At 61.4% G+C, this 20,818-nt stretch carries 17 protein-coding genes; 4 read left to right on the top strand and 13 right to left on the bottom strand.

Annotation, left to right across the window (positions count from 1 at the left end; genetic code table 11):
• Nucleotides 1–81: 81 nt before the first annotated feature.
• The 4 genes from NOM67_RS07185 to NOM67_RS07200 form a co-directional block, all read right to left on the bottom strand.
• Complete coding sequence (locus tag NOM67_RS07185) at nucleotides 82–1,080, bottom strand: ABC transporter ATP-binding protein (RefSeq protein ID WP_156852457.1); 999 nt, start codon at nucleotides 1,078–1,080, stop codon at nucleotides 82–84.
• Entirely contained in the window at nucleotides 1,077–2,063 is a 987-nt protein-coding gene (locus NOM67_RS07190; protein ID WP_255935398.1) for an ABC transporter ATP-binding protein, read from the bottom strand. The genes NOM67_RS07185 and NOM67_RS07190 overlap by 4 nt, the downstream gene beginning before the upstream one ends.
• Nucleotides 2,064–2,073: 10 nt before the next feature.
• On the bottom strand, nucleotides 2,074–3,111 hold the full coding sequence (locus NOM67_RS07195; RefSeq protein ID WP_041207933.1) for an ABC transporter permease: 1,038 nt from the start codon (nucleotides 3,109–3,111) through the stop codon (nucleotides 2,074–2,076).
• A gap of 112 nt (nucleotides 3,112–3,223) precedes the next feature.
• Nucleotides 3,224–4,249, bottom strand: a complete 1,026-nt coding sequence (locus tag NOM67_RS07200; RefSeq protein ID WP_255935403.1) for an ABC transporter permease subunit — start codon at nucleotides 4,247–4,249, stop codon at nucleotides 3,224–3,226.
• Between the two features lie 517 nt (nucleotides 4,250–4,766).
• On the opposite strand from NOM67_RS07200, the gene NOM67_RS07205 reads away from it, so the two are divergent.
• On the top strand, nucleotides 4,767–5,687 hold the full coding sequence (locus tag NOM67_RS07205; protein ID WP_041207935.1) for a L,D-transpeptidase family protein: 921 nt from the start codon (nucleotides 4,767–4,769) through the stop codon (nucleotides 5,685–5,687).
• A gap of 93 nt (nucleotides 5,688–5,780) precedes the next feature.
• Here NOM67_RS07205 and sppA read toward each other — a convergent pair whose 3' ends face one another.
• Nucleotides 5,781–7,625, bottom strand: coding sequence for a signal peptide peptidase SppA (gene sppA, locus NOM67_RS07210; RefSeq protein WP_255935406.1), 1,845 nt, complete (start codon nucleotides 7,623–7,625; stop codon nucleotides 5,781–5,783).
• 209 nt (nucleotides 7,626–7,834) lie between these two features.
• Here sppA and NOM67_RS07215 point away from each other — a divergent pair, with 209 nt between their 5' ends.
• Nucleotides 7,835–9,862 (top strand): NADPH-dependent 2,4-dienoyl-CoA reductase, encoded by a 2,028-nt coding sequence (locus tag NOM67_RS07215; RefSeq protein ID WP_255935409.1) that lies wholly within the window; start codon nucleotides 7,835–7,837, stop codon nucleotides 9,860–9,862.
• 105 nt (nucleotides 9,863–9,967) lie between these two features.
• Entirely contained in the window at nucleotides 9,968–10,516 is a 549-nt protein-coding gene (locus tag NOM67_RS07220) for an NAD(P)H nitroreductase (RefSeq protein WP_156852451.1), read from the top strand.
• Between the two features lie 368 nt (nucleotides 10,517–10,884).
• Here the strand turns inward: NOM67_RS07220 and NOM67_RS07225 are convergent, their stop codons facing one another.
• The 4 genes from NOM67_RS07225 to NOM67_RS07240 all read right to left on the bottom strand — a co-directional run bounded on the left by NOM67_RS07225 (nucleotide 10,885) and on the right by NOM67_RS07240 (nucleotide 15,096).
• A complete protein-coding gene (locus NOM67_RS07225; RefSeq protein WP_043850094.1) occupies nucleotides 10,885–11,448 on the bottom strand; it encodes a sugar O-acetyltransferase in 564 nt (187 codons plus the stop codon).
• A 66-nt stretch (nucleotides 11,449–11,514) separates the two neighbouring features.
• Nucleotides 11,515–12,492, bottom strand: coding sequence for a D-2-hydroxyacid dehydrogenase family protein (locus NOM67_RS07230; RefSeq protein ID WP_255935412.1), 978 nt, complete (start codon nucleotides 12,490–12,492; stop codon nucleotides 11,515–11,517).
• A 219-nt stretch (nucleotides 12,493–12,711) separates the two neighbouring features.
• Nucleotides 12,712–13,590, bottom strand: a complete 879-nt coding sequence (prmA, locus tag NOM67_RS07235) for a 50S ribosomal protein L11 methyltransferase (protein WP_041207941.1) — start codon at nucleotides 13,588–13,590, stop codon at nucleotides 12,712–12,714.
• A gap of 489 nt (nucleotides 13,591–14,079) precedes the next feature.
• A complete protein-coding gene (locus tag NOM67_RS07240; RefSeq protein ID WP_255935425.1) occupies nucleotides 14,080–15,096 on the bottom strand; it encodes a zinc-binding alcohol dehydrogenase family protein in 1,017 nt (338 codons plus the stop codon).
• Between the two features lie 100 nt (nucleotides 15,097–15,196).
• On the opposite strand from NOM67_RS07240, the gene NOM67_RS07245 reads away from it, so the two are divergent.
• Nucleotides 15,197–16,069 carry a LysR family transcriptional regulator gene (locus tag NOM67_RS07245; protein WP_215803140.1) on the top strand — a complete coding sequence of 291 codons (873 nt, stop codon included), beginning with the start codon at nucleotides 15,197–15,199 and terminating at the stop codon, nucleotides 16,067–16,069.
• Between the two features lie 4 nt (nucleotides 16,070–16,073).
• On the opposite strand, the gene NOM67_RS07250 is transcribed toward NOM67_RS07245, so the two are convergent.
• The 4 genes from NOM67_RS07250 to accC all read right to left on the bottom strand — a co-directional run bounded on the left by NOM67_RS07250 (nucleotide 16,074) and on the right by accC (nucleotide 20,805).
• Nucleotides 16,074–17,501, bottom strand: a complete 1,428-nt coding sequence (locus tag NOM67_RS07250) for a PTS transporter subunit EIIC (protein ID WP_041207944.1) — start codon at nucleotides 17,499–17,501, stop codon at nucleotides 16,074–16,076.
• Nucleotides 17,502–17,596: 95 nt separating this feature from the next.
• Nucleotides 17,597–19,048 (bottom strand): sodium/pantothenate symporter, encoded by a 1,452-nt coding sequence (panF, locus tag NOM67_RS07255; RefSeq protein ID WP_255935428.1) that lies wholly within the window; start codon nucleotides 19,046–19,048, stop codon nucleotides 17,597–17,599.
• A complete protein-coding gene (locus NOM67_RS07260) occupies nucleotides 19,038–19,301 on the bottom strand; it encodes a YhdT family protein (protein ID WP_033114122.1) in 264 nt (87 codons plus the stop codon). The genes panF and NOM67_RS07260 overlap by 11 nt, the downstream gene beginning before the upstream one ends.
• A 163-nt stretch (nucleotides 19,302–19,464) precedes the next feature.
• A complete protein-coding gene (gene accC, locus NOM67_RS07265) occupies nucleotides 19,465–20,805 on the bottom strand; it encodes an acetyl-CoA carboxylase biotin carboxylase subunit (protein ID WP_033114123.1) in 1,341 nt (446 codons plus the stop codon).
• Nucleotides 20,806–20,818: the final 13 nt, after the last annotated feature.

The raw sequence follows: 20,818 nt of genomic DNA on the forward strand, positions 1-20,818 counted from the left end.
GTTGGCAGATTGACCCGATAGCACGAGGCGGCCAGATGGCCGCCTCGTCGGTTTTTATCCTCACAGCTCACTCCAGGGCAATCAGCTTGTAGGCTCCTCTCTGGCATCGCTGCCGACCGTCAGCGGGGTGTGGCACGCCACCAGATGACTGCTCTCATCCTTCCCTTCGAGGGTTGGCGCCACGTTTTTGCAGTGCGCCGTGGCATGGGGGCAGCGCGGATGGAAATGGCAGCCGGCGGGAGGGGTGATGGGGGAGGGGACATCGCCGGTCAGCAGGATGCGCTGGCTGCGCCTGCGTGGATCCGGCACCGGAATGGCCGAGATCAGCGCTTGGGTATAAGGGTGGCGCGGCGCCAGATAGAGCGACTGGGCATCCGCCAGTTCGACGATCCTGCCCAGATACATCACCGCAATGCGATCCGAGATATGTTTCACCACCGACAGGTCGTGGGCGATGAAGATGATGGCGAGCTGCATCTCCCGCTGCAGGGTGAGCAGCAGGTTGATGATCTGCGACTGCACCGAGACATCGAGGGCCGAGACCGCCTCGTCACAGATCAGCAGCTTGGGGCGCAGGGCGATGGCTCGGGCGATACCGATGCGCTGGCGCTGGCCGCCGGAAAACTCGTGGGGATAGCGATCCCGCGCGCTGGTGGGCAGCCCCACCTTGGCCAGCAACTCATCGACCCAGGCGCGCCGCTGCTCAGTGTTGCCTTTTCCGTGGATGATAAAGGGCTCCTCCAGAATTTGCCCCACCGTGTGGCGGCTGTTGAGGGATTCTGCGGGATCCTGAAACACCATCTGCATCTCCTGACGCAGGGAGCGCATCTCGCGAGGGCTGAGGCGGGTGATGTCGCGCCCCTCGAAGGTGATGGTGCCGCCGCTTGGCTCGAACAGCTTGAGCAGGGTGCGCCCCAGAGTCGACTTGCCGCAGCCCGATTCCCCCACCAGCCCCAGCGTCTCTCCCTGCTTGAGGTCGAAGCTGATGTCATCCACCGCGTGTACCGTGTAGCCCCTGCGCAGCAGGCCGCCGAGGCGAAAGTGTTGAGTCAGTCCCCTTACCGATAACAGCGTGCTCATGGGGTCAACTCCTTCCAGTGGTGGCAGGCCACGCCGTGGTGCTGGGCCAGCTGTTCGACAGCCGGTACTTCGCGGCTGCAGCGCTCGCTGGCGTGGGGGCAGCGGTTGGCGAAGCGGCAGCCGGCCGGCATCTCGTGCAGGGCAGGCACCTGCCCCCTGATGGTATTGAGCAGCTGTTTGGGCTGGCCATCGAGGCGCGGAATGGCCCCCAGCAGACCGTGAGTATAGGGGTGGCGCGGGTTGGCAAACAGGGTGTAGACATCGGCCTGCTCCACCGCCCGTCCGGCGTACATCACCACCACCTCATCGCACAGCTCCGCCACCACGCCAAGGTCGTGGGTGATAAAGAGGATGGCCATGCTGGTCTCGGCTTGCAGCTCCTTCATCAGGTCGAGGATCTGGGCCTGAATGGTGACATCGAGCGCCGTGGTCGGCTCGTCGCAGATGAGCAGATTGGGCTCGCAGGCGAGCGCCATGGCGATCATCACCCGCTGGCGCATGCCGCCGGAGAGGTTGTGGGGATAGACCGCAAAGCGCTGGGCCGGTTCCGGGATACCCACTTTCTGCAGCATGGCGATGGCCGCGGCTTTGCGCTGGGCCTTGTCATACTCGGGGCGATGGAGGCGAAACACCTCCATCAGCTGCTCCCCCACCGTCTGCACTGGATTGAGGGCGGTCATCGGTTCCTGAAAGATCATCGAGATGCGGTTGCCGCGCACCCTGTGCATCTGCTCGGGAGGGAGGGCGAGCAGATCCTCCCCCTCAAAATCGATGGTGCCAGCTACCACCCGACCGTGGGGACGGGGCAGCAGCCCCATGATGGCCAGCGCGGTGACGCTCTTGCCGCAGCCCGATTCGCCGACCAGACCGAGGGTCTGTCCCGGTGCGACGCTGAAGCTGACGCCATCGAGCACCTTGAGCTCGTCCCCGTCGACGGTAAAGGTGACCTCGAGGTCGCGTACGGTGAGCATGGGGGAGGACATGGCGAAGCTCCTACTGATAACGGGTGAAGGGGCGCGGGTCAAATGCCTCGCGGATGGCCTCGCCGATGAAGGAGACCATGATCAGCACCAGACTCACCGCCGCCACCACCGAGCTGACGATCCAGATGGCGTCGAGATTGTTGATCCCCTGCGAGAGCAGCTCCCCCCAGCTCGGGGTCGGCGGCGCAAGGCCAAAGCCCAGATAGTCGAGGGCGGTCAGGGTGGAGATGTTGCCCACTACTGAGAAGGGGGCCAGGGTGACGATCATCATCAGGGTGTTGGGCAGAATGTGGTGGAAGATGATGCGTCCTGTGCTCGCTCCCTGCGCCCGTGCCGCCATCACATAGTCTCGCGCCCGCTCCTTGTAGGTGAGGGTGCGCATGTACCAGGTGATCCCCATCCAGCCGAACAGCACGTTGATGGCGACAAAGAGGCTGAAGTCGGGCTTGGTGAGCGACACCAGGATCATGATGACGTAGAGAAACGGCACCTGTGACCAGATCTCGATAAAACGCTGCAGAATGAGGTCGAAGCGGCCGCCGAGAAAGCCCATCAGGCAGCCGACGGTGACCCCGATGGTGTAGCTGGCCACCAGCGCGATAAAGGCGAAACCGATGGCGATGCGAAAGCCATAGACCAGCCGCGCCAGCACGTCGCGCCCGCCGGTATCTGTACCGAAGAAGTGGCGATCGGCGAGGCTGGGGGCATAAGGGGGGTAGGCATCCTCCTTGAAATCCTGCTCATAGGGGTTCCATGGCACCGGCGGCAGCAGCACCCAATCCCCCTTCTGCTCATGGGCAAAGCGGCTCTTGAGCTGGCGGTAGTTGGTCTCGTAGTCGTAGTCGAAACCGAAGTGACGACCGGGGATCACCGCGCTGTAGGTGGGGAAGTAGAGGGTGCCCTGATAGCTCACCACCAGCGCCCGGCTGTTGACCAGAAGCTCCGCCAGCAGGGAGACCAGCACCAGCAGGGTGAACAGGATAAAGGAGTAGTAGCCGCGCTTGACCAACTTGAATCGCTTCAGTTTTTTCAGGGTGACCGGGTTCATGGCTACTCTCCGAACCGTACGCGGGGGTCGACTAACCGGATTGCAACGCAGATAGCGGGGGCGATATGGCGCTGTTTCAATCTGACCGTAAAAAGAGAAAGAGGGCTCATCTTCACTCTCCAAACCGCACGCGGGGATCGACGATGGCAACACAGATGTCGGAGACGATATTGCCCACCAGCATCAGCATGGAGGTGATGGCAAGAATGCCCATCACGGTGGGGTAGTCCCGCTCGACGATCGCCTCGTAACCGAGCAGGCCGATGCCGTCGATGTTGAAGATGGTCTCGATAAGGAAGGAGCCACCGAAGAAGACGGTGAGCACAGAGCCCAGGTGGCTGGCGATGGGGATCAAGCTGTTGCGCATGGCGTGGTCGGTGACGGCCCGGCGAAATGGCAGCCCCTTGGCTACCGCGGTACGCACGTAATCGGCCGACAGGTTCTCCATCAGGCTGTTTTTCATGGTCATGGTGAGGATGGCGAAATCACCGATGGCGTAGGCGATAAGCGGCAGCAGGGCATGGGCAAAGAGGGGGCGGATCTGCTCCCAGCTGCTGGTCATCGAGTCGTACTCGTCCCCCGGGAAGCCCCCCATGGGCAGCCACTCCAGATGAAACGCAAAGACGGTGATGAGAAAGATCCCCACTACGTAGGCGGGCAGAGCATAGGCCATGTAGATAAGCATGGAGCTGAGGGAATCGAAGCGGCTGTTGTGTTTGAGCGCCTTGGCCACCCCGAGCGGGATGGAGACGGCGTAGCTCAGCACGAATGTAGCCACGCCGAAGAAGGCGGTGACCGGCAGCCGCTCCTTGATGAGATCCCACACCGGTTCGTAGTAGCGGGTCGAATCGCCGAGATCGAGCACCGCCAGCTTCTGCAGCCACTCCCAGTAAGCGACCAGCATCGGCTTGTCGAGGCCGTAGAAGGCCTTGAGCTCCTCGATCTGTTCGTCGGAGAGGGCCTGCGCCCCCTTGCTGCCGCCGGAGCGGCCCCCCTCATGCTGCGACACCTGCGCCTGCATCAGCATCCGCTCCACCGGCCCGCCCGGCACAAATCGGGTGACGGTAAAGACCAGCAGGGTGATGCCAAGAAAGGTCGGAATGATGAGCAGCGTGCGGCGCAGCAGATACGACAGCATGGCGAAACCTCGTCCTTGGTGGTTGCTGGCGGCCCCTCATCTCCCTGATTGGCCGCAATGCTTCATTGGTAAACATAAACCCGAGCCAGATCAATCAAATAATCGTGTCGGGCGGTGCTATGGCTGCGCTTTACGCCATTTTGTCGGCCCCGCTGCAAATGAGATTGCATCTGCTGGTGAAACAAACGTTTTTATATCCGTTTCATGAGCGAAACAATTTGCCTGTGCCTCCCCTGTTTGCGGGGTGACCTGGTGCTTTCTCCATGCCCTCCCGATCCTGTTCATCCGCCGTTTGGCTGCCTTGTGTCACAGTGGCTTTTGCCAGCTTGAGCGCGATTGCCGCACAAACGACGCTTTTTAACAACAAAAGCGGGACAACAAAGTTGAAATTTTGGCCGACTCGGGAAAGAATGCGCGCTCGGTTATTGGCGCCGTGGTGCAGGTTTACCCGCCACCGGCAGACCGAGGATGAGACGGCCTCCGGCCCATTTGGTACAGGAAACCACACAGGAATTTTATGAATCCCCTTCGCACTGCCGCTTCGGCGCTTTTTTGCACACTTGCCCTGGTCAGCCAGCAGGCCGCTGCCGTTGAATACACTCTGCCTGCGGCCAACAGCCGCCTGATCGGCGAGAACCAGGAATACGTGGTGCCCGCGGACAACCGTCCGCTGGAGCAGATCGCCGCTGACTTCCAGCTGGGTCTCACCAACATCATGGAAGCCAACCCGGGCGTTGATCCCTATCTACCGAAGGCGGGTAGTACCCTGATCATCCCCCATCAGCTGATCCTGCCCAACGCCCCCCGCGAAGGGATCGTCATCAACGTCGCCGAGATGCGCCTCTACTACTACCCGAAAGGCAAGAACGTGGTGGAAGTGCTGCCCATCGGCATCGGCCAGCTGGGGGTCAACACCCCGGAGAACTGGATCACCAAGGTAGAGCGCAAGCGCGCCAACCCGACCTGGACCCCGACCGAGAACATCCGTCGCCGTTATGCCGCCCAAGGCGTGACCCTGCCTGCGGTATGGCCGGCTGGCCCGGATAACCCCATGGGTCTGCACGCCCTCTACATCGGCAACCTCTATGCCATCCACGGCACCAACGCCAGCTTCGGCATCGGTCTGCGGGTGAGCAGCGGTTGCGTGCGTCTGCGCGCCGACGACATCAAGTATCTGTTCGACAACGTGCCGGTCGGCACCCGCGTCCAGTTCGTCAACCAGCCGGTCAAGACCTCGGTCGAGCCGGATGGCGGTCGCTACATGGAAGTGCACGAGCCGCTGTCGCGCAACGAGGAGGAGTTCAACTCCACCGCCGCCGTGCCGCTCCCGATGACCCCGGCCATCACCCGCTTCATCGCCCACGCCGAGTCTGACTCCAACGTGGTCAAGCAGGTGCTGGAGCAGCGTACCGGCCTGCCAACCCGTCTCAATCCCTGATTGAACACTCTGCCAGCGCAGAGGCACTGGCAAGGCAGGCAAAGAAAACGGCGACCATCTGGTCGCCGTTTTTATTGCTTCGTTTGCTACCGCTTATGGCATGCAGACCGGGCAGAAGGCGTAGGTGCCTTGCGGGTCGTTGAAGCGGGTCAGCGGGTCGAGAGAGCGGTTCACCTCGCTCAGTGCCTTGCCAAAGCCGGCCGGCAGCCAGCTCTGCAGCTGCGGGGTGAGCACGCGAGCGCTGCTGTCAAACAGTTGGCGCAGGAACTTGTCCTTGGTGGACTCCTCCTGCTCGATGGGGGTGACCTGCCACTCCTTGAGGTTAGCCAGCTCGGCGGCGGCCTTGATGGCGTCATTGAGGTTGCCGAACTCATCCACCAGACCGAGCTCCTTGGCATCCTCGCCAGTCCAGACCCGACCTTCAGCCGCTTTCTCCGCCTCTTCCGGGCTCAGGCCGCGGCCCTTGCTCACCAGACCGACGAAGCGCTGGTAGGTATCCTCGACGTTCAGCTGGATCGCCTGACCGACGTGCTCCGGCAGGGCGCGGGTCAGGCCGACGCCGACATAGTCGGTGGTGCCGACGCCGTCAGTGTGCACGCCGTACTGGGAGAGTGCCTTGTCGATGGTGGCGAACATGCCGAACACCCCGATGGAGCCGGTGAGGGTGGTCGGGGAGGCAAAGATCTTGTCCGCATCGGCAGAGATCCAGTAGCCACCGGAGGCGGCGTAGCTGCCCATGGAGACCACCACCGGCTTGCCAGCCTGTTTCAGGGCCAGCAGCTCGGCGCGGATCTGCTCGGCGGCGAAGGCGCTGCCGCCCGGGCTGTCGACCCGCAGGACCACGGCTTTCACCTTGTCATCGCGGCGAGCATCGGCCAGCAGGTCGGAGAGGGTATCGCCGCCGATGGTGCCGGCAGGCTGGACGCCATCCATGATGGCGCCGCTGGCGACCACCAGACCCACTTCATCCTTGCCGCTCTGGGGATACTGATCCGGGATGGCGGCCAGATACTCTTTCAGGCCAACCCCTTTCCAGCCGTGGTCGTCGCTCTCGCCCACTTCCTTGATGACCGCCTGGGTCATCTCGTCGCGGGTCGCCAGCTGATCCACCAGCCCGTTGTCGAGGGCGTAGTTGGCGGCGTTACCACCGGCCTTGCGCAGCAGCTCGAGGAAGCGATCCTTGCCCGGTGCCACGGCATCCGGTTCGATCTCCCGCTGTTCGGCTACATCGGCCACATAGGATTGCCACAGCTGATCCAGCCAGCGCTGGTTCGCCTCCTTGCTCTCGGGGGACATCTCGTCGCGGGTATAGGGCTCGACGAAGGATTTGTAGGTGCCGACCTTGAACACATGCGGGGTGATGTTGAGCTTCTCCAGCGCCGACTTGAAGTAGGTCTGGTAGACGCCGAGCCCCTCTATCACCACGGCGCCGCTCTGGTTGAGCAGCACGTGATCGGCGTGGGCAGCCAGCAGGTATTGGCCCTGGCTGTAGAAGTCGGCCATGGCGATAACCGGTTTGCCGCTCTCCTTGAACTCGTCGATGGCGGCAGTTACCTCCTGCAGCTTGGAGAAGCTGGTGCCCTGCAGCCCTTGCGGCTTGATCACCAGCGCCTTGATGCGATCGTCATCCTTGGCGCTGCGAATGGCCCACAGCAGGTCGGAGAGGAGGATCTCGCTCGGCTGCTCGTCGCTGTTGTCCATCTGGCGCAGCAGCTGCGAGGTAGGATCGGTCGTGCTGCGCTGTTCCACCAGTACGCCGTTTAGGTTGAGGGTCAGAGCGCCTTCGATGGGCGTCTCCGGAGCCTCTTTCTGGCCAACGCTGTAGACGATGACCAGCACCAGTGCGAGAAACAGCAGATTGACCAGCATCAGCCGGGTGAAATTGAGCAGGCGCCACAGCGTGCGGAACAGCCAACCCAGACCTTTGAAGATAGACATAGTCGAGTTATCGCCCTGTTAATGGGTTAAAGAGGGCTCATTATTAACCAGTTGGCCCCTCAATTGCCATTTCCCGCAAAGAGTTACCGCTTAACTTCGTTCAGGGCACGGCTGTTCGCTGAAAAATCATCCAAACAATTGTTTGAAAAAGCATTTTTGATTCTTTACTCTAGTTGCAGTTTGATAACAAAAAATTAACTGGAGGCGTCGTGAGTCGTTACCCAACCCTGCTGACCCCGCTCGATCTCGGCTTCACCCAGCTGCGCAACCGCGTCTTGATGGGATCCATGCATACCGGCCTTGAAGAGGAGAAGGGCGGTTTTGACAAGCTGGCCGCCTTCTATGCCGAGCGTGCTCGCGGCGGCGTCGGCCTTATCGTCACCGGCGGCATCGCCCCCAACCTGCGTGGACGGCTGGTGCCTCACGGCTCCCAGCTGAGCTTTCCCTGGCAGGTAAGCAAGCACAAGAAGGTGACCAGTGCCGTGCATAAGGAGGGGGGCAAGATAGCGCTGCAGATCCTCCATGCGGGCCGCTACGCCTACCATCCGTTCAGTCTGGCGCCAAGCTCCCTCAAGGCGCCCATCTCCCCCTTCAAGCCGCGCGCCATGAGCGAGCGGCAGATCCGCGGCACCATCCGCGACTTCGCTGCCACCGCAGCACTGGCCAAAGCGGCCGGTTATGATGGCGTCGAGGTGATGGGTTCGGAAGGCTATCTCATCAACCAGTTCATCTGCGAGCGCACCAACCAGCGCAACGATGGCTGGGGTGGCAGCTTCGAGAAGCGGATGCGCTTCCCGGTGGAGATTGTCCGCGCCATCCGCGAGCGGGTTGGCACTGACTTCATCATTATCTTCCGCCTCTCCATGCTCGATCTGGTAGAGCAGGGCTCGACCCTGGAAGAGGTGATCGCCCTTGGCAAAGCGCTGGAAGCGGTGGGGGTGACCCTGATCAATACCGGCATCGGCTGGCATGAGGCGCGTATCCCTACCATCGCCACCAGCGTGCCGCGCGGCGCTTTCAGCTGGGTGACCGCCGAGCTGAAAAAGCACCTCAAGGTACCGCTTATCACTACTAACCGGATCAACACTCCCGAGGTGGCCGAGCGCATTCTGGCAGGCGGCGAGGCGGACATGGTCTCCATGGCGCGCCCCTTCCTGGCTGATCCTGAATTTGTCATCAAGGCCGCCGAGGACCGGGCGGACGAGATAAACACCTGCATCGCCTGCAATCAGGCCTGCCTCGACCACGTCTTCAAGCAGAAGCGGGCCTCCTGTCTGGTCAATCCCCGAGCCTGTTTCGAGACCGAATTGACGTTTGGCCGCGTGCCCCAGCCCAAGAAGCTGGCGGTGGTGGGGGCGGGCCCCGCCGGGCTGGCCTTTGCCTGCTACGCTGCCGAGCGCGGCCATCAGGTGAGCCTGTTTGATCAGGCGAGCGAGATTGGCGGTCAGTTCAACTTCGCCAAGCAGATCCCGGGCAAGGAGGAGTTTCACGAAACCCTGCGCTATTTCGCCAAGCGGCTGGAGAAGTGCGGCGTCGAGCTCTACCTCGGTCAGCGCCAGAGTGCCGAGAGCCTGCTCGGCGGCGGTTTTGACGAGGTGATCCTCGCCACCGGTATCCGCCCGCGTACTCCCAATATTCCGGGGATCGAGCATCCCAAGGTATTGAACTACCTCGATGTATTGCGGGATCACAAGCCGGTTGGCCAGAAGGTGGCGGTGATCGGCGCTGGCGGCATCGGTTTCGATGTAGCTGAGTATCTGGTCGAGAAGAAGGTGGAGATGGATGCCGATGGACACCGTGATCACTGGCTCAAGGAGTGGGGTATCGACAAGCATCTCGGCGAGCGCGGTGGCCTCACCACCCCTGAAATAGATGCGCCAGAGCGCCAGATCTGGCTGCTCCAGCGCAAGGAGAGCAAGGTCGGCGACGGCCTTGGCAAGACCACCGGCTGGATCCACCGTACCGTGCTCAAGAACCGCAAGGTGCAGATGCTCTCCGGCGTGCAGTACCTGCGCATCGATGACGACGGGCTTCATATCCAGGTGGGTGACAAGCAGCAGTGTCTGCCGGTGGATCAGGTGATCATCTGCGCCGGACAAGAGCCCCTCAAGGAGCTGCAGGCCGGTCTGCAGGCCGCTGGCAAGCCGGTACACATCATCGGCGGTGCCGACGTAGCTGCCGAGCTGGATGCCAAGCGGGCGATCAGACAGGGCGCCGAACTGGCGGCGGTCATCTAATCTCTCCCCGCCATCATGAAGGAGATAAACCCCTGAGCCTCAGGGGTTTTCTTCATTCGGCGCTGTGCTAAGGTAGCGCCATCATTGCCCAAGAAGGAATTGCCCATGGATGCCCTCACCCTGCTGCTCAACCGCCACTCCTGTGGCCGTCTCGCCGATCCCGCTCCTGCTGGCGAGGTGCTCGACAATATTTTGAAGGCGGGGCTGCGCGCGCCGGATCACGGCACCCTGACTCCCTGGCAGTTCATTCTGTTTGAAGGGGAAGGCCGCGAGCGGCTGGGCAAGCTGCTGGCCGAGGCGGCCCGTGCTCGTGGTGAGGATGAAGAGAGCATCAAGAAGTGCAGCGAGGCGCCGCTGCGGGCACCGCTGGTCATCGCGGTAGCAACCCGTTATCAGGAGCACCCCAAAGTGCCGAAGCTGGAGCAGGAGCTCTCTGCCGGTTGCGCCGTGATGGCGATGCAGATGGCGGCACTGGCGCAGGGTTTCAACGGCATCTGGCGCTCCGGCTGGTTTATCTTCGACGAGCAGATCAACAAGGGGCTGGGACTGGCGGCAGAAGATCAGCTGGTGGGTTTCCTCTACCTCGGTACCCCCATGCTGGAAGCGCGCAAGCTGCGTGAACTGCCTATCGAGCAGTTTGTCCGCCACTTCTAGGTTGCTCGGTAAATAGTCCAAAAGAGAAAGCCCCTCAGTGCAGGGGCTTTTTGTTTAACCGTGAATAGTAACCAGAGTGGCAGGAGAAAATAAACGGCTCCAAGGGGGTCGGCGGGGCGTAGCAGGTAATTATTTAAATAGTGAGATACGCCTCTCAATCCTGGTGTATTTCGCTATGTAAAACGTTTTCGCATCTATTAATATCCCTCTTGCCAGTTTAGAAGGGCACTCCTTCTAATTTTTCTGCGATGAGAGTCGCAATTCCGTAGCACCTTTTTAAACAGCCCAACGTCTTCGTGACATTGGGCTTTATTTTTTATGGGGTTATGCGTTTGCTGGCACGGGCAGCGTATGTTTGCAGTGATGCGTCAGCTGGTTCGTTCCACTCTCCTGGCTGGCAGGATCCTGGCTGGATTGCCCGCCACTCTGGCGCCTGCCGGCACATCTTTGGTGACCACTGCTCCGGCGCCGACAATTGCCTCCCGTCCTATGGTGACCCCGGGCAGCAGGATGGCCCCACCACCGATCCAGACCCGGTCTTCTATGGTGATGGGCAGCGCCGTCTCGACCCCTTGCACCCGCTCATCGGCCTCCAGTGAGTGGGCCGCTGTATAGATCTGCACGTTTGGCCCGATCATCACCTCGGCCCCGATACGGATGGGGGCGTTGTCCAGCAGGGTGGCACCCATGTTGATGTAGCTGTTTTTGCCAAGGTGGATGTGGCGGCCATAGGTGCAGTAGAGGGGCGGACAGATAAAGGCTCCCTCTGCCAGCTCGCCGACCAGCTCCTGCAACAGTGCCCGCTGTGCATCCTCTTCCTCTGCCCGATTGAAACGGCGGTAGCGTGCCGCCGCCTCGCGCCGTATCGCTATCAATTCCGGGTCGATGCAGTTATAGGGCTGGCTGCTGATCATCTTCTGATATTCGTTCATGGCGGTTACTTTCCTTTATCTGCCGGAAGGTTGGATATTGGCGCCAATGCGGCAGAAGTAACGTGATCACCCGCCCGATACGGGCAGAACCAGATTGGTGGGTCTGCCTTCGGCAAAGGCCAGCACATTCTCGAAAGCCACGCGAAAGTAGAGTTCGTAGCTGTTTTGCTCCACATAGCCCAGATGAGGCGTCGCCAGTACATTTGGCAGGCGCAGCAAGGGCTCGTTTTCCTGTGTGGCCGGTTCGGTGTCAAAGACATCGAGTGCGGCCCGCTTCTCCGGATGGTTACTGAGCTCGGCATAGAGCGCGCCCGGCTCGATAAGTTCGGCCCGGCTGGTATTGACCAGCAGGGAGTCCGCTTTCATCAGGGCGAGATCGGCCAGGTTAACACAGCCGCGGGTAGCCTCGCTCAGGCGCAGATGCAGTGAGAGGATATCGGCCTGACTAAAAAACGCCTCCTTGCTGGAGGCGCTGGCATAGCCATCCAGTTCGGCCTGCTTGCGCGAAGCGTCACTGCCCCATATCAACACCGACATGTCAAATGCCTTGCCGTAGCGGGCGATCCGCTGGCCTATCTTGCCATAGCCCCAAATACCCAAGGTTAACCCTTGCAGGGTACGGCCCAGGCCCAGATCTCCGGACTGTTGCCACTGGCCTTGGCTCAGAGCGTGACTGTAAGCGGGAATATGGCGCGAGGCAGCCATGATGAGTGCCCAGCAGAGCTCGGCAGGTGCTACCGGGCTGCCGATGCCTTCGGCAATGGCTACCCCATAGCGTTGGCATAAAGCGGGATCGATATGCTGGCTGATCTTGCCGGTCTGGCTGATGAGTTTAAGGGAGGGGAGTTGAGTCAGAAGCTGTTCGTCGATGCAGGTGCGCTCGCGGATCAGCACCAGCGCTTCCACGCCTGTCAGCTTGGCGGCAAGTCTCGCCGGATCGGGTTCGCTCTGGTTGAGAATAATGACGTCATGAGCTGCCAGCAGCGCAAAGCAGGGGAGGTGACGCACCTGATCCTGATAGTCATCCAGAATGGCAATCCGCATAAGAAATCCCTCTCGATAGCGTGTAGTTGGGGATCCATCTTAACGGAAACTGGGTGAGTAGTGCCTTCGAATGGGGGTGTTCGAGAAGTGCCATATCGCCTTCAAACCTCTTCGTATCAACAGGGAGCATCAACGGCGGTGGGTTTGGCAGGCCAAAACAATCAGGGCTCCCGAACGGGAGCCCTGATTGCATGAGGTGGGCGTCAAAGCTGACCGCGCTTAGCCGTGCTTGCGGCCGGAGAGGCGGCACCACTCCTCCTTGACGGCGGTCGGGTCCATCTCGAACCACTGGCCGTAGATGGTTTCCAGCTCCGGAGCCTGACTTTCCAGCACGCCGGAGAGGGCCATCAGGCTGCCCGCTTTGCCGTGGCCGGCGATCAGCGGTGCCAGTTCGCGCAGCGGGCCAGCGAGGATGTTGGCGACTACCACGTCCGCTTCGACATCTTGCGGCTGGTCGGCCGGCAGGTAGAGCTCAATCTGGTCGGCGACGCCGTTGCGTGCAGCGTTGTCGCGGCTGGCCTGAATCGCCTGCGGATCGATGTCGATACCGATAACGCGGGCAGCACCCAGTTTCAGGGCGGCGATGCCGAGGATGCCGGAGCCGCAGCCAAAGTCGACCACGGTTTTACCGGCCAGATCCAGCCCGTCCAGCCACTGCAGGCAGAGCGCTGTGGTGGGGTGGGTACCGGTACCGAAGGCCAGACCCGGATCCAGCATCACGTTGACTGCATCGGGGTTCGGCACATCGCGCCAGCTCGGGCAGATCCAGAGGCGTTCGCCAAACTGCATGGGGTGGAAGTGATCCATCCATTCGCGCACCCAGTCCTTGTCTTCCAGCTGCTCGACCTTGTAGCCGACGTTTTCGCCGAAGATCTGCTGGAAGAAGGCGATGGTGGGGGCCGGATCGGTTTCGGCATCGAACAGACCCATTACTTCGGTCTCGCCCCAGAGCGGGGTTTCACCGGGCATGGGTTCATAGACGGGCACATCCTTGGCATCCATAAAGGTCACCGCCTGGGCACCACGCCCCAGCAGCATGTTGCTCACCTTGTCTGCGGTCTTGGCAGTGGCGTTGATTCGAATTTGTATCCAGGGCATGGCGTCGACTCTTCATAAATGTGAAACCGCGCGATTCTATCATCATGGGCGTGTGCTGTCGTGGTTTGCCCGTACGGAGCGGGCGATGGCGGTGTCATGAGGAGGCTTTGCCGAATTGGCACGGTTTCTGTATTGCTCTGTAGCGGCGAAGATGACCGGTTTTCGCCGAACGCTTTGCTCAAGTTCCGTCATTTTTCACTGCCACCGTCAGGTGGCATTTTTTTTGGCTCAAAGATGGGAAGTTGCAAGGCAACCGGCATAGTTGGCACGCCAGCTGCAAAAGCCTGATGTCCTGCTGAAGGATATGTGTGTGATTGTTACCCCAATGTTCAGGTATTTAGGGCCATCCCGACGGGATGGCCCTCTTTTATGGGGCTTTTATGGAGGTTCTGCGTGGTGATTGTCTGGCTCTCTGGTTGCTGCGTCCCCTGTTGGGGCGTGGCACTGGTGAGTTCACACCACTATGGTGCAGCAATTACCCACAAGGGATTAGCGGGAGAAGCCGCTCATGTCGATCACCAGCTTGCCCACCATGCGACCTGCTTCTACCTCGGCATGGGCCTCTGCCAGTGAGGTCGGGGTCAGGGCCGGCAGGGTTTTGGTCAGGGTGCTCTGCAGTACGCCCTGATCAACCAGAGTGGCAACCTGTGTCAGCAGCTTGTGCTGTTCGATCATGTCTGGGGTCTGGAACAGGGATCGGGTGAACATGAACTCCTGACTGAAGGTGACGCTCTTGCTCTTGAGCAGGGAGAGATCCCAGGGCTCTTTGGACTCGGCGATGGTGCAGATATGGCCAAACGGGCGGATCAGCCCTGCCATGGTGGCCCAGTGCTCGGCGGTGGCATTGGTGCAGAAGATGGCATCGACCTGAGTAATGCCAAGGGCGGTCAACTCCTCCTGCAGCTTGTGATGGTTCACGACCTGATGAGCACCCATCTCGAGGCACCACTCACGGGTTTCGGGGCGGGAAGCGGTAGCAATCACCTCCATACCCGTGAGCTGGCGAGCCAGCTGGATGGCGATGGAGCCCACTCCGCCAGCTCCGCCGATGATCAACAGCTTGCCACGGCTCTCGCGGGTGAGGCCAAAGCGGTCGAACAGGGTCTCCCAAGCGGTGATGGCGGTGAGCGGCAGAGCGGCTGCCTCCACGTCGCTCAGACTGGTGGGGGCGAGGGCGGCGATGCGCTCATCTACAAGTTGCAGGGCGCTGTTGCTGCCGGGGCGGCTGATGTCGCCAGCATACCATACCCGGTCGCCGGCCTTGAACAGGGAGACTTCGCTGCCGGTGGCGATCACTTCACCGACCGCATCCCAACCCAGCACGCGCGGACTGTTTTCGACCTTGGCTTTGGGGGCGCGCACCTTGGTGTCGACCGGATTGATAGAGGTGGCGGTGACCCGCACCAGCAGGTCCCGCGGGCCCGGCGTGGGGTCGGGCAGCTCGGCGGCGATAAAGCAGTCGGGATGGTCGCTCGGCAGATAGTGAGTCAGGGCAATGGCTTTCATGGTTGTTCCTTCCAAATCGGTGTGTTCGGGATTGCCACTCACTCTAGTCTGGTTAATTATCCTGATTAAGATGGGTAATTGGTACAGACTGTTTGAATATATGAACAATGTCGATCTGGAGTTGATGGGACTGTTTGCCACTGTGGTGGAGCAGGGGAGCTTTACCCGGGCGGCCGAGCTGATGGGGATGCCGAAATCGTCGGTAAGCCAGAAGATCTCGCGACTCGAAGCTCAGCTCGGCGTGCGGCTGCTGCAGCGCACCACCCGCAGGCTGAGCCTGACCCCGCAGGGGGAGATCTATGTGGAACATTGTCAGGGGCTGCTGACGCTGGCTCGCAGCGCCAATCTGGCGATGGCAAGGTTGCGCTCGGCCCCGGCAGGTCGGGTGCGGATCACCGCCCCCGAGGCGACCGGTACCCTGCTGCTTGGCCGGATCCTGGCCGAGTTTCGTGCGCTTTACCCCGAGGTGGTACTGGAGCTGACCCTGAGCGATGAACAGCTTGATCTGGTGGGCGAGGGTTACGATCTGGCGCTGAGGGCAGCGCCGCTGAAAGACTCCAGCCTGATCTGCCGGCGTATCGGTCAGGTGCCGCGCCATCTGGTGGCGGCACCCGCCTATCTGGCGGCCCACGGCATGCCGCAGCAATTGAGCGATCTGGGACGATATGCCTGTCTGGTGCACTCGGCGCTGCCGCTCTGGCCGCTGCAGGAGGGAGGCTGGCGGCCGCAGGGTGCCTGCATCAGCAACAGCCTGCTGGCGCTGCGGGAGCTGGCGATCAACGAAGGGGGGATTGCCTTGCTGCCCCATCATGTCTGCGAGGGGGATCTGGCGAGTGGCCGATTGCAGAAGGTGCTGCCGGAGCTCGCCGTGCCGCCCAACCCCTTCTATCTCATCTATCCGAGCCGGGAGCATCTCGCTCCCGCCTTGCGAACCCTGATGGACTTTGTGGCCGAACGGCTGCCATTTGCCTGAGTTGTTACCAGCTGCTCTGGCTGGCCGACTCCTGATTGGGCTTGAGACCGAGCGGCACCGACTGGCGCTCTGCCAGCATGCGGATCTGCCCCTCGATAAGCCCTGCGCTGGGGCCCAGCACCAGTACCAGCTGGTGGTCATTGAGCACGATCCAGGAGAGGCAGCCCAGCTCCAGCAGGCGGGATTGATCGACCCGGCTGATGTCGCGCACCCGCAGGCTGAGACGGGTCAGGCAGACGCTCATCGCCTGCAGGTTGTCCATGCCGCCCAATACCTTGAGGTACTGGATCGCCAGCATCTGCGGATCGGTGGGTACCACGCTCGCAAGGCGCGGGTGCTCCTTGGCGATGGGCTTGCTCGGCATGCTGAGGGGCGCGCGCTCCAGCAGCTGATAAAAGAGCAGGGTGTAGGCGACGAAGAACAGGATACCGACCGGAATGATCCAGAAGCTGTGCTCCCCCGCCTGATAGCTCAGCACCAGATCCAGCAGGCCGGCGGAGAAGTAGCTGCCCACCTTGATGCCGAGCGCGCTGCAAACGGCGAGCGAGAGCCCCGTCATCAGGGCGTGAGCCAGAAACAGCCAGGGGGCGGTGAAGGCGAACAGAAATTCGATGGGTTCGGTGATCCCCACCAGCGCCGAGGTGAGCGCCAGAGTAAGCAGCAAGCCCCCCTGCGGCAGCCGTTGCATCCGCTGGCGGTGCAGCCAGATGGCGAAGCAGGCGCCCGGCAGGCCGAACATGATGATGGGGTAGAGGCCAGCCATATACCCCTCGTGCAACGGCTGGGCGGCAGCCAGTGCCTGCAGGTTGCTCTCGCCAAGCCCCACCACGCTGCCCAGCACCTGATGCAGGCCAAGCGGAATGAGCAGGCGGTTGAGGGTGCCAAAACAGAAGGCGCCGAAGGGGGTGGTGAGCAGATCCGAGGTGAGCAGGGTCAAGCCGCGCTCCAGCGGTGGCCAGAGTAGCGAGAGGGGAACCGCGAGCAGCAGGCAGACCAGCGCCGAAGCCAGCACGCTGGGAAACTCCCCTCTGGCCATCTGCAGCCAGCCGGGCAGCTTTTGCTGATGCACCCAGGGGTAGACAATCGCGGTGGTGAGCCCCGCCAGCAGACCGCAGATCATATCGGCGTGCAGGTTGGGCGCCAGCGTGTTGAACGCCGTGCTGAGCAGCAGAAAGTTGACCGCTCCCGCCAGCGTTTGCCCGCCCAGCTCTTGCCGGCTCAGACCAAAGGCGATGGCCACCGCATAGATGAGCGGCATCTGGCTGAAGATCGCCTGTCCGGTGAGAGAGAGTACCGCCAGATCCAGTACATCCGGCTGCCCCAGCCGATAGATGAGGGCCGCCATCGGCAGGATGGAGACCGGCAGCAGCAAGGCATAACCGAGCCGCTGCAGGGAGTGGGTAATCAGTTGTCGAGTGGCTTTAACGGGCATACTGCGGCAATCTTTTGTGACTTGGCGCACAGTTTAACCGGAAACCACCCATTTGGGGATAGTTTTGGAACCCTTTATTTATCTTTTTGTTATTGCTACTCGAAAAGGGCCCGAACTTCCCGCGTGGGGGCGGCTGTGAACAGGCTGACCACCACGAAAATCACCAGTGCCAGCGCAAGGCTCGGCACGATGGCGTGCAGGCCGGCCAGCTTGATCTCCCACTGACTCAGAACTCCATAGCTGACGATGCCGCTGACCATGCTGGCCAGTGCGCCGGGGCCGTTGGCCCGCGACCAGTAGAGGCCGAGCACCAGCGGCCAGAGGAATACCGCCTGCAAGCCACCGAAGGCGAGCAGGTTGAGCCAGATGATCATCTCGGGCGGTTGCAGTGCCGCCAGCAGCACCAAAGTGCCGAGGATCAGGGTACAGAGCAGGGAGAGGCGCGGAATGCGCACCTCCAGCTTCTCCTGTTTCGGATTGAGATAGTTGAGGTAGAGATCCTTCACCAGAGTGGCGGAGGCCTGGATCAGCTGGGAGTCGATGGTAGACATGATGGCCGCCATCGGTGCCGCCAGAAAGACCCCGGCCAGCCAGGGGGGCAGCACTTCCATCATCAGGGAGGGCATGATCTTGTCCGGACTGTCCATGCCGGGCAGGATGGCGCGTCCCAGAGCTCCGGCCAGATGCATGCCGAACATCAGCAGAGCGCTTACCACAGTGCCGATCAGAATGCCGCGATGGAGCGCCTTGCTGTCGCGATAGCCAAAGCAGCGCAGCGCCGAGTGGGGCAGCCCTACCACCCCGACACAGACCAGGATCCAGAAACTCAGCATGAAGGGCTGGGTCAGCATGTCGCCGGCCCCCTGCGGGCTCACCAGTTTGGGATCGATCACCTTGAGCTGGTGAATAAGGTTTGGCAGGCCGTCACCGGCGACCAGAATTCCCGCTAGTAGCGCACAGGTGCCGATCAGCATGATGATCCCCTGCAGGGCATCGGTCATCACCACGGCGCGAAAACCGCCGATGATGGTGTAGAGCAGCACGCAGCTGGCAAACAGCATCAGCCCCTGCTGGTAGGAGAGGCCGGTGGCCGTCTCCAGCAGACGGGCGCCACCGATAAACTGCACCACCATGGTGGCGATAAAGGCGAGGATGATGGTGACCGACCCCAGCACCACCACCGCCTTGCTCCGGTAGCGTGCCCACAGCATGTCGTTGATGGTCACCGCATTGACCCGGCGGGCGATGATGGCGAACTTCTTGCCCAGTACCCCCAGGGTCAGCCAGACGGTGGGCAGCTGGATCATCGCCAGCAACACCCAGCCCAGACCAATCTTGTAGGCCGCGCCCGGCCCGCCGATGAACGAGGAAGCCGAGGTGTAGGTCGCCACCAGGGTCATCGCCAGCACCAGCCCACCCATGCTGCGGTTGCCGATGAAGTACTCCTGCACGAAGTTGCCGCCGGCGCGGTGGCGGCTGGCCCAGAAACCGACCCCCAGCACCAGCACCAGATAGATGAAGAGCGGCAGCATCAACTCAAGATTCACGGGGGGGCTCCTTCTGCGGGCTGGCGTGGGTATCGAGCGGGATATCCACGAAGAGGCGATTGACCATCAGGGCGCAGAGGATGATGAAGATGAGCGGCATCACCATGCAGCTGAGCAGGAACCAGAGCGGGATGTCCCACAGCTCCAGATGGACTGGGATGAAATAGGCGGTGCCATACCAGGCAAAGAAGTAGAGCAGGGTCAGCAGCAGACAAAAAGCAGCTTCCCGGCGGGCGAGAGCGAAACGGTTCACCTTGGCCTCCGACAAATTTGAGGGGCGCAAGGATAACAAAAAAGGGCCATGTCGCCATGGCCCTTTTTCAGCAGAGGCTTCTTGCGAAGCCGCCTCCCGGCTGGATTGCGGATAAGCAGCGGGCTGCTATCCGGCCGGAAGTGATTGTTCTGCCTGCGAGATCTTACAGACCCAGCTTCTTGTGCAGGTAGTGGATATTGGTACCACCGTGCTGGAAGTTTTCGTCTTTCATGATCTCTTTTTGCAGCGGCACGTTGGTCTTGATGCCCTCGACTACCAGTTCGTCCAGAGCATGGCGCATGCGGGCGATGGCGATGTCACGATTCTCGCCGTAGCAGATCAGCTTGCCGATCATCGAATCGTAGTGGGGCGGAACCTTGTAGCCTGCATAGATGTGGGAGTCCCAACGCACGCCCAGACCACCCGGAACGTGGAAGCTCTTGATCAGGCCCGGAGAGGGCATGAAAGTAGCCGGGTCTTCGGCGTTGATCCGGCACTCGATGGCGTGGCCATGGATGCGGATATCCTGCTGGGTGATCGACAGGGGCTGGCCAGCGGCGATGCGCAGCTGCTCCTTGATCAGATCGACACCAGTGACCATCTCGGTCACCGGATGCTCCACCTGGATACGGGTGTTCATCTCGATGAAGTAGAACTCGCCGTTTTCGTAGAGGAACTCGAAGGTGCCCGCACCGCGGTAACCGATCTCGATACAGGCGCGTACGCAGCGCTCGCCGATGAACTTGCGCATCTCGGCGGTGATGCCCGGAGCCGGCGCCTCTTCCACTACTTTCTGGTGACGTCGCTGCATGGAGCAGTCGCGCTCGCCCAGATAGATGGCATTGCCCTGACCGTCAGCCAGCACCTGGATCTCGATGTGGCGCGGATTCTCCAGGTACTTCTCCATGTAGACCATGTCGTTCTTGAAGAACTGGCCCGCTTCGGATTTGGTCAGCGCGATGGCGCCCGCCAGTTCCGCTTCGTTGCGCACTACGCGCATGCCGCGACCACCACCGCCACCGGCGGCCTTGATGATCACCGGATAGCCGATGCGCTTGGCAATGGCTGCATTGCGTTTGGCGTCGTTGTCGACGGGGCCGTCAGAGCCCGGTACGCAAGGTACGCCAGCCTTCTTCATCGCCTCGATGGCGGAGACCTTGTCACCCATCAGGCGAATGGTCTCGGCGCGCGGGCCGATGAAGACGAAACCGGACTTCTCGACCATGTCGGCGAAGTCGGCGTTCTCGGAGAGGAAGCCGTAACCCGGGTGGATGGCAACGGCACCGGTTACCTCGGCCGCAGCGATGATCGCCGGCACGTTGAGGTAGGAGTCGGTACTGGCCGGCTTGCCGATACAGATGGATTCGTCGGCCAGCAGCACATGGATGAGCTCCCGGTCGGCGGTGGAGTGAACGGCCACTGTCTTGATCCCGAGCTCTTTACAGGCGCGCAGGATCCGCAGGGCAATTTCACCGCGGTTGGCGATGACTACTTTATCCAACATGGGTGGCGATATC

It is taken from the genome of Aeromonas sp. SG16 (genome assembly GCF_024436135.1).
GTDB classification, from domain to species: domain Bacteria; phylum Pseudomonadota; class Gammaproteobacteria; order Enterobacterales; family Aeromonadaceae; genus Aeromonas; species Aeromonas jandaei.

Coding starts and splice junctions, on each gene's coding strand:
- NOM67_RS07185 (WP_156852457.1), bottom strand. CDS start 1,080: ATGAGCACGCTGTTATCGGTAAGGGGACTGACTCAACACTTTCGCCTC.
- NOM67_RS07190 (WP_255935398.1), bottom strand. CDS start 2,063: ATGTCCTCCCCCATGCTCACCGTACGCGACCTCGAGGTCACCTTTACC.
- NOM67_RS07195 (WP_041207933.1), bottom strand. CDS start 3,111: ATGAACCCGGTCACCCTGAAAAAACTGAAGCGATTCAAGTTGGTCAAG.
- NOM67_RS07200 (WP_255935403.1), bottom strand. CDS start 4,249: ATGCTGTCGTATCTGCTGCGCCGCACGCTGCTCATCATTCCGACCTTT.
- NOM67_RS07205 (WP_041207935.1), top strand. CDS start 4,767: ATGAATCCCCTTCGCACTGCCGCTTCGGCGCTTTTTTGCACACTTGCC.
- sppA (WP_255935406.1), bottom strand. CDS start 7,625: ATGTCTATCTTCAAAGGTCTGGGTTGGCTGTTCCGCACGCTGTGGCGC.
- NOM67_RS07220 (WP_156852451.1), top strand. CDS start 9,968: ATGGATGCCCTCACCCTGCTGCTCAACCGCCACTCCTGTGGCCGTCTC.
- NOM67_RS07225 (WP_043850094.1), bottom strand. CDS start 11,448: ATGAACGAATATCAGAAGATGATCAGCAGCCAGCCCTATAACTGCATC.
- NOM67_RS07230 (WP_255935412.1), bottom strand. CDS start 12,492: ATGCGGATTGCCATTCTGGATGACTATCAGGATCAGGTGCGTCACCTC.
- prmA (WP_041207941.1), bottom strand. CDS start 13,590: ATGCCCTGGATACAAATTCGAATCAACGCCACTGCCAAGACCGCAGAC.
- NOM67_RS07240 (WP_255935425.1), bottom strand. CDS start 15,096: ATGAAAGCCATTGCCCTGACTCACTATCTGCCGAGCGACCATCCCGAC.
- NOM67_RS07245 (WP_215803140.1), top strand. CDS start 15,197: ATGAACAATGTCGATCTGGAGTTGATGGGACTGTTTGCCACTGTGGTG.
- NOM67_RS07250 (WP_041207944.1), bottom strand. CDS start 17,501: ATGCCCGTTAAAGCCACTCGACAACTGATTACCCACTCCCTGCAGCGG.
- accC (WP_033114123.1), bottom strand. CDS start 20,805: ATGTTGGATAAAGTAGTCATCGCCAACCGCGGTGAAATTGCCCTGCGG.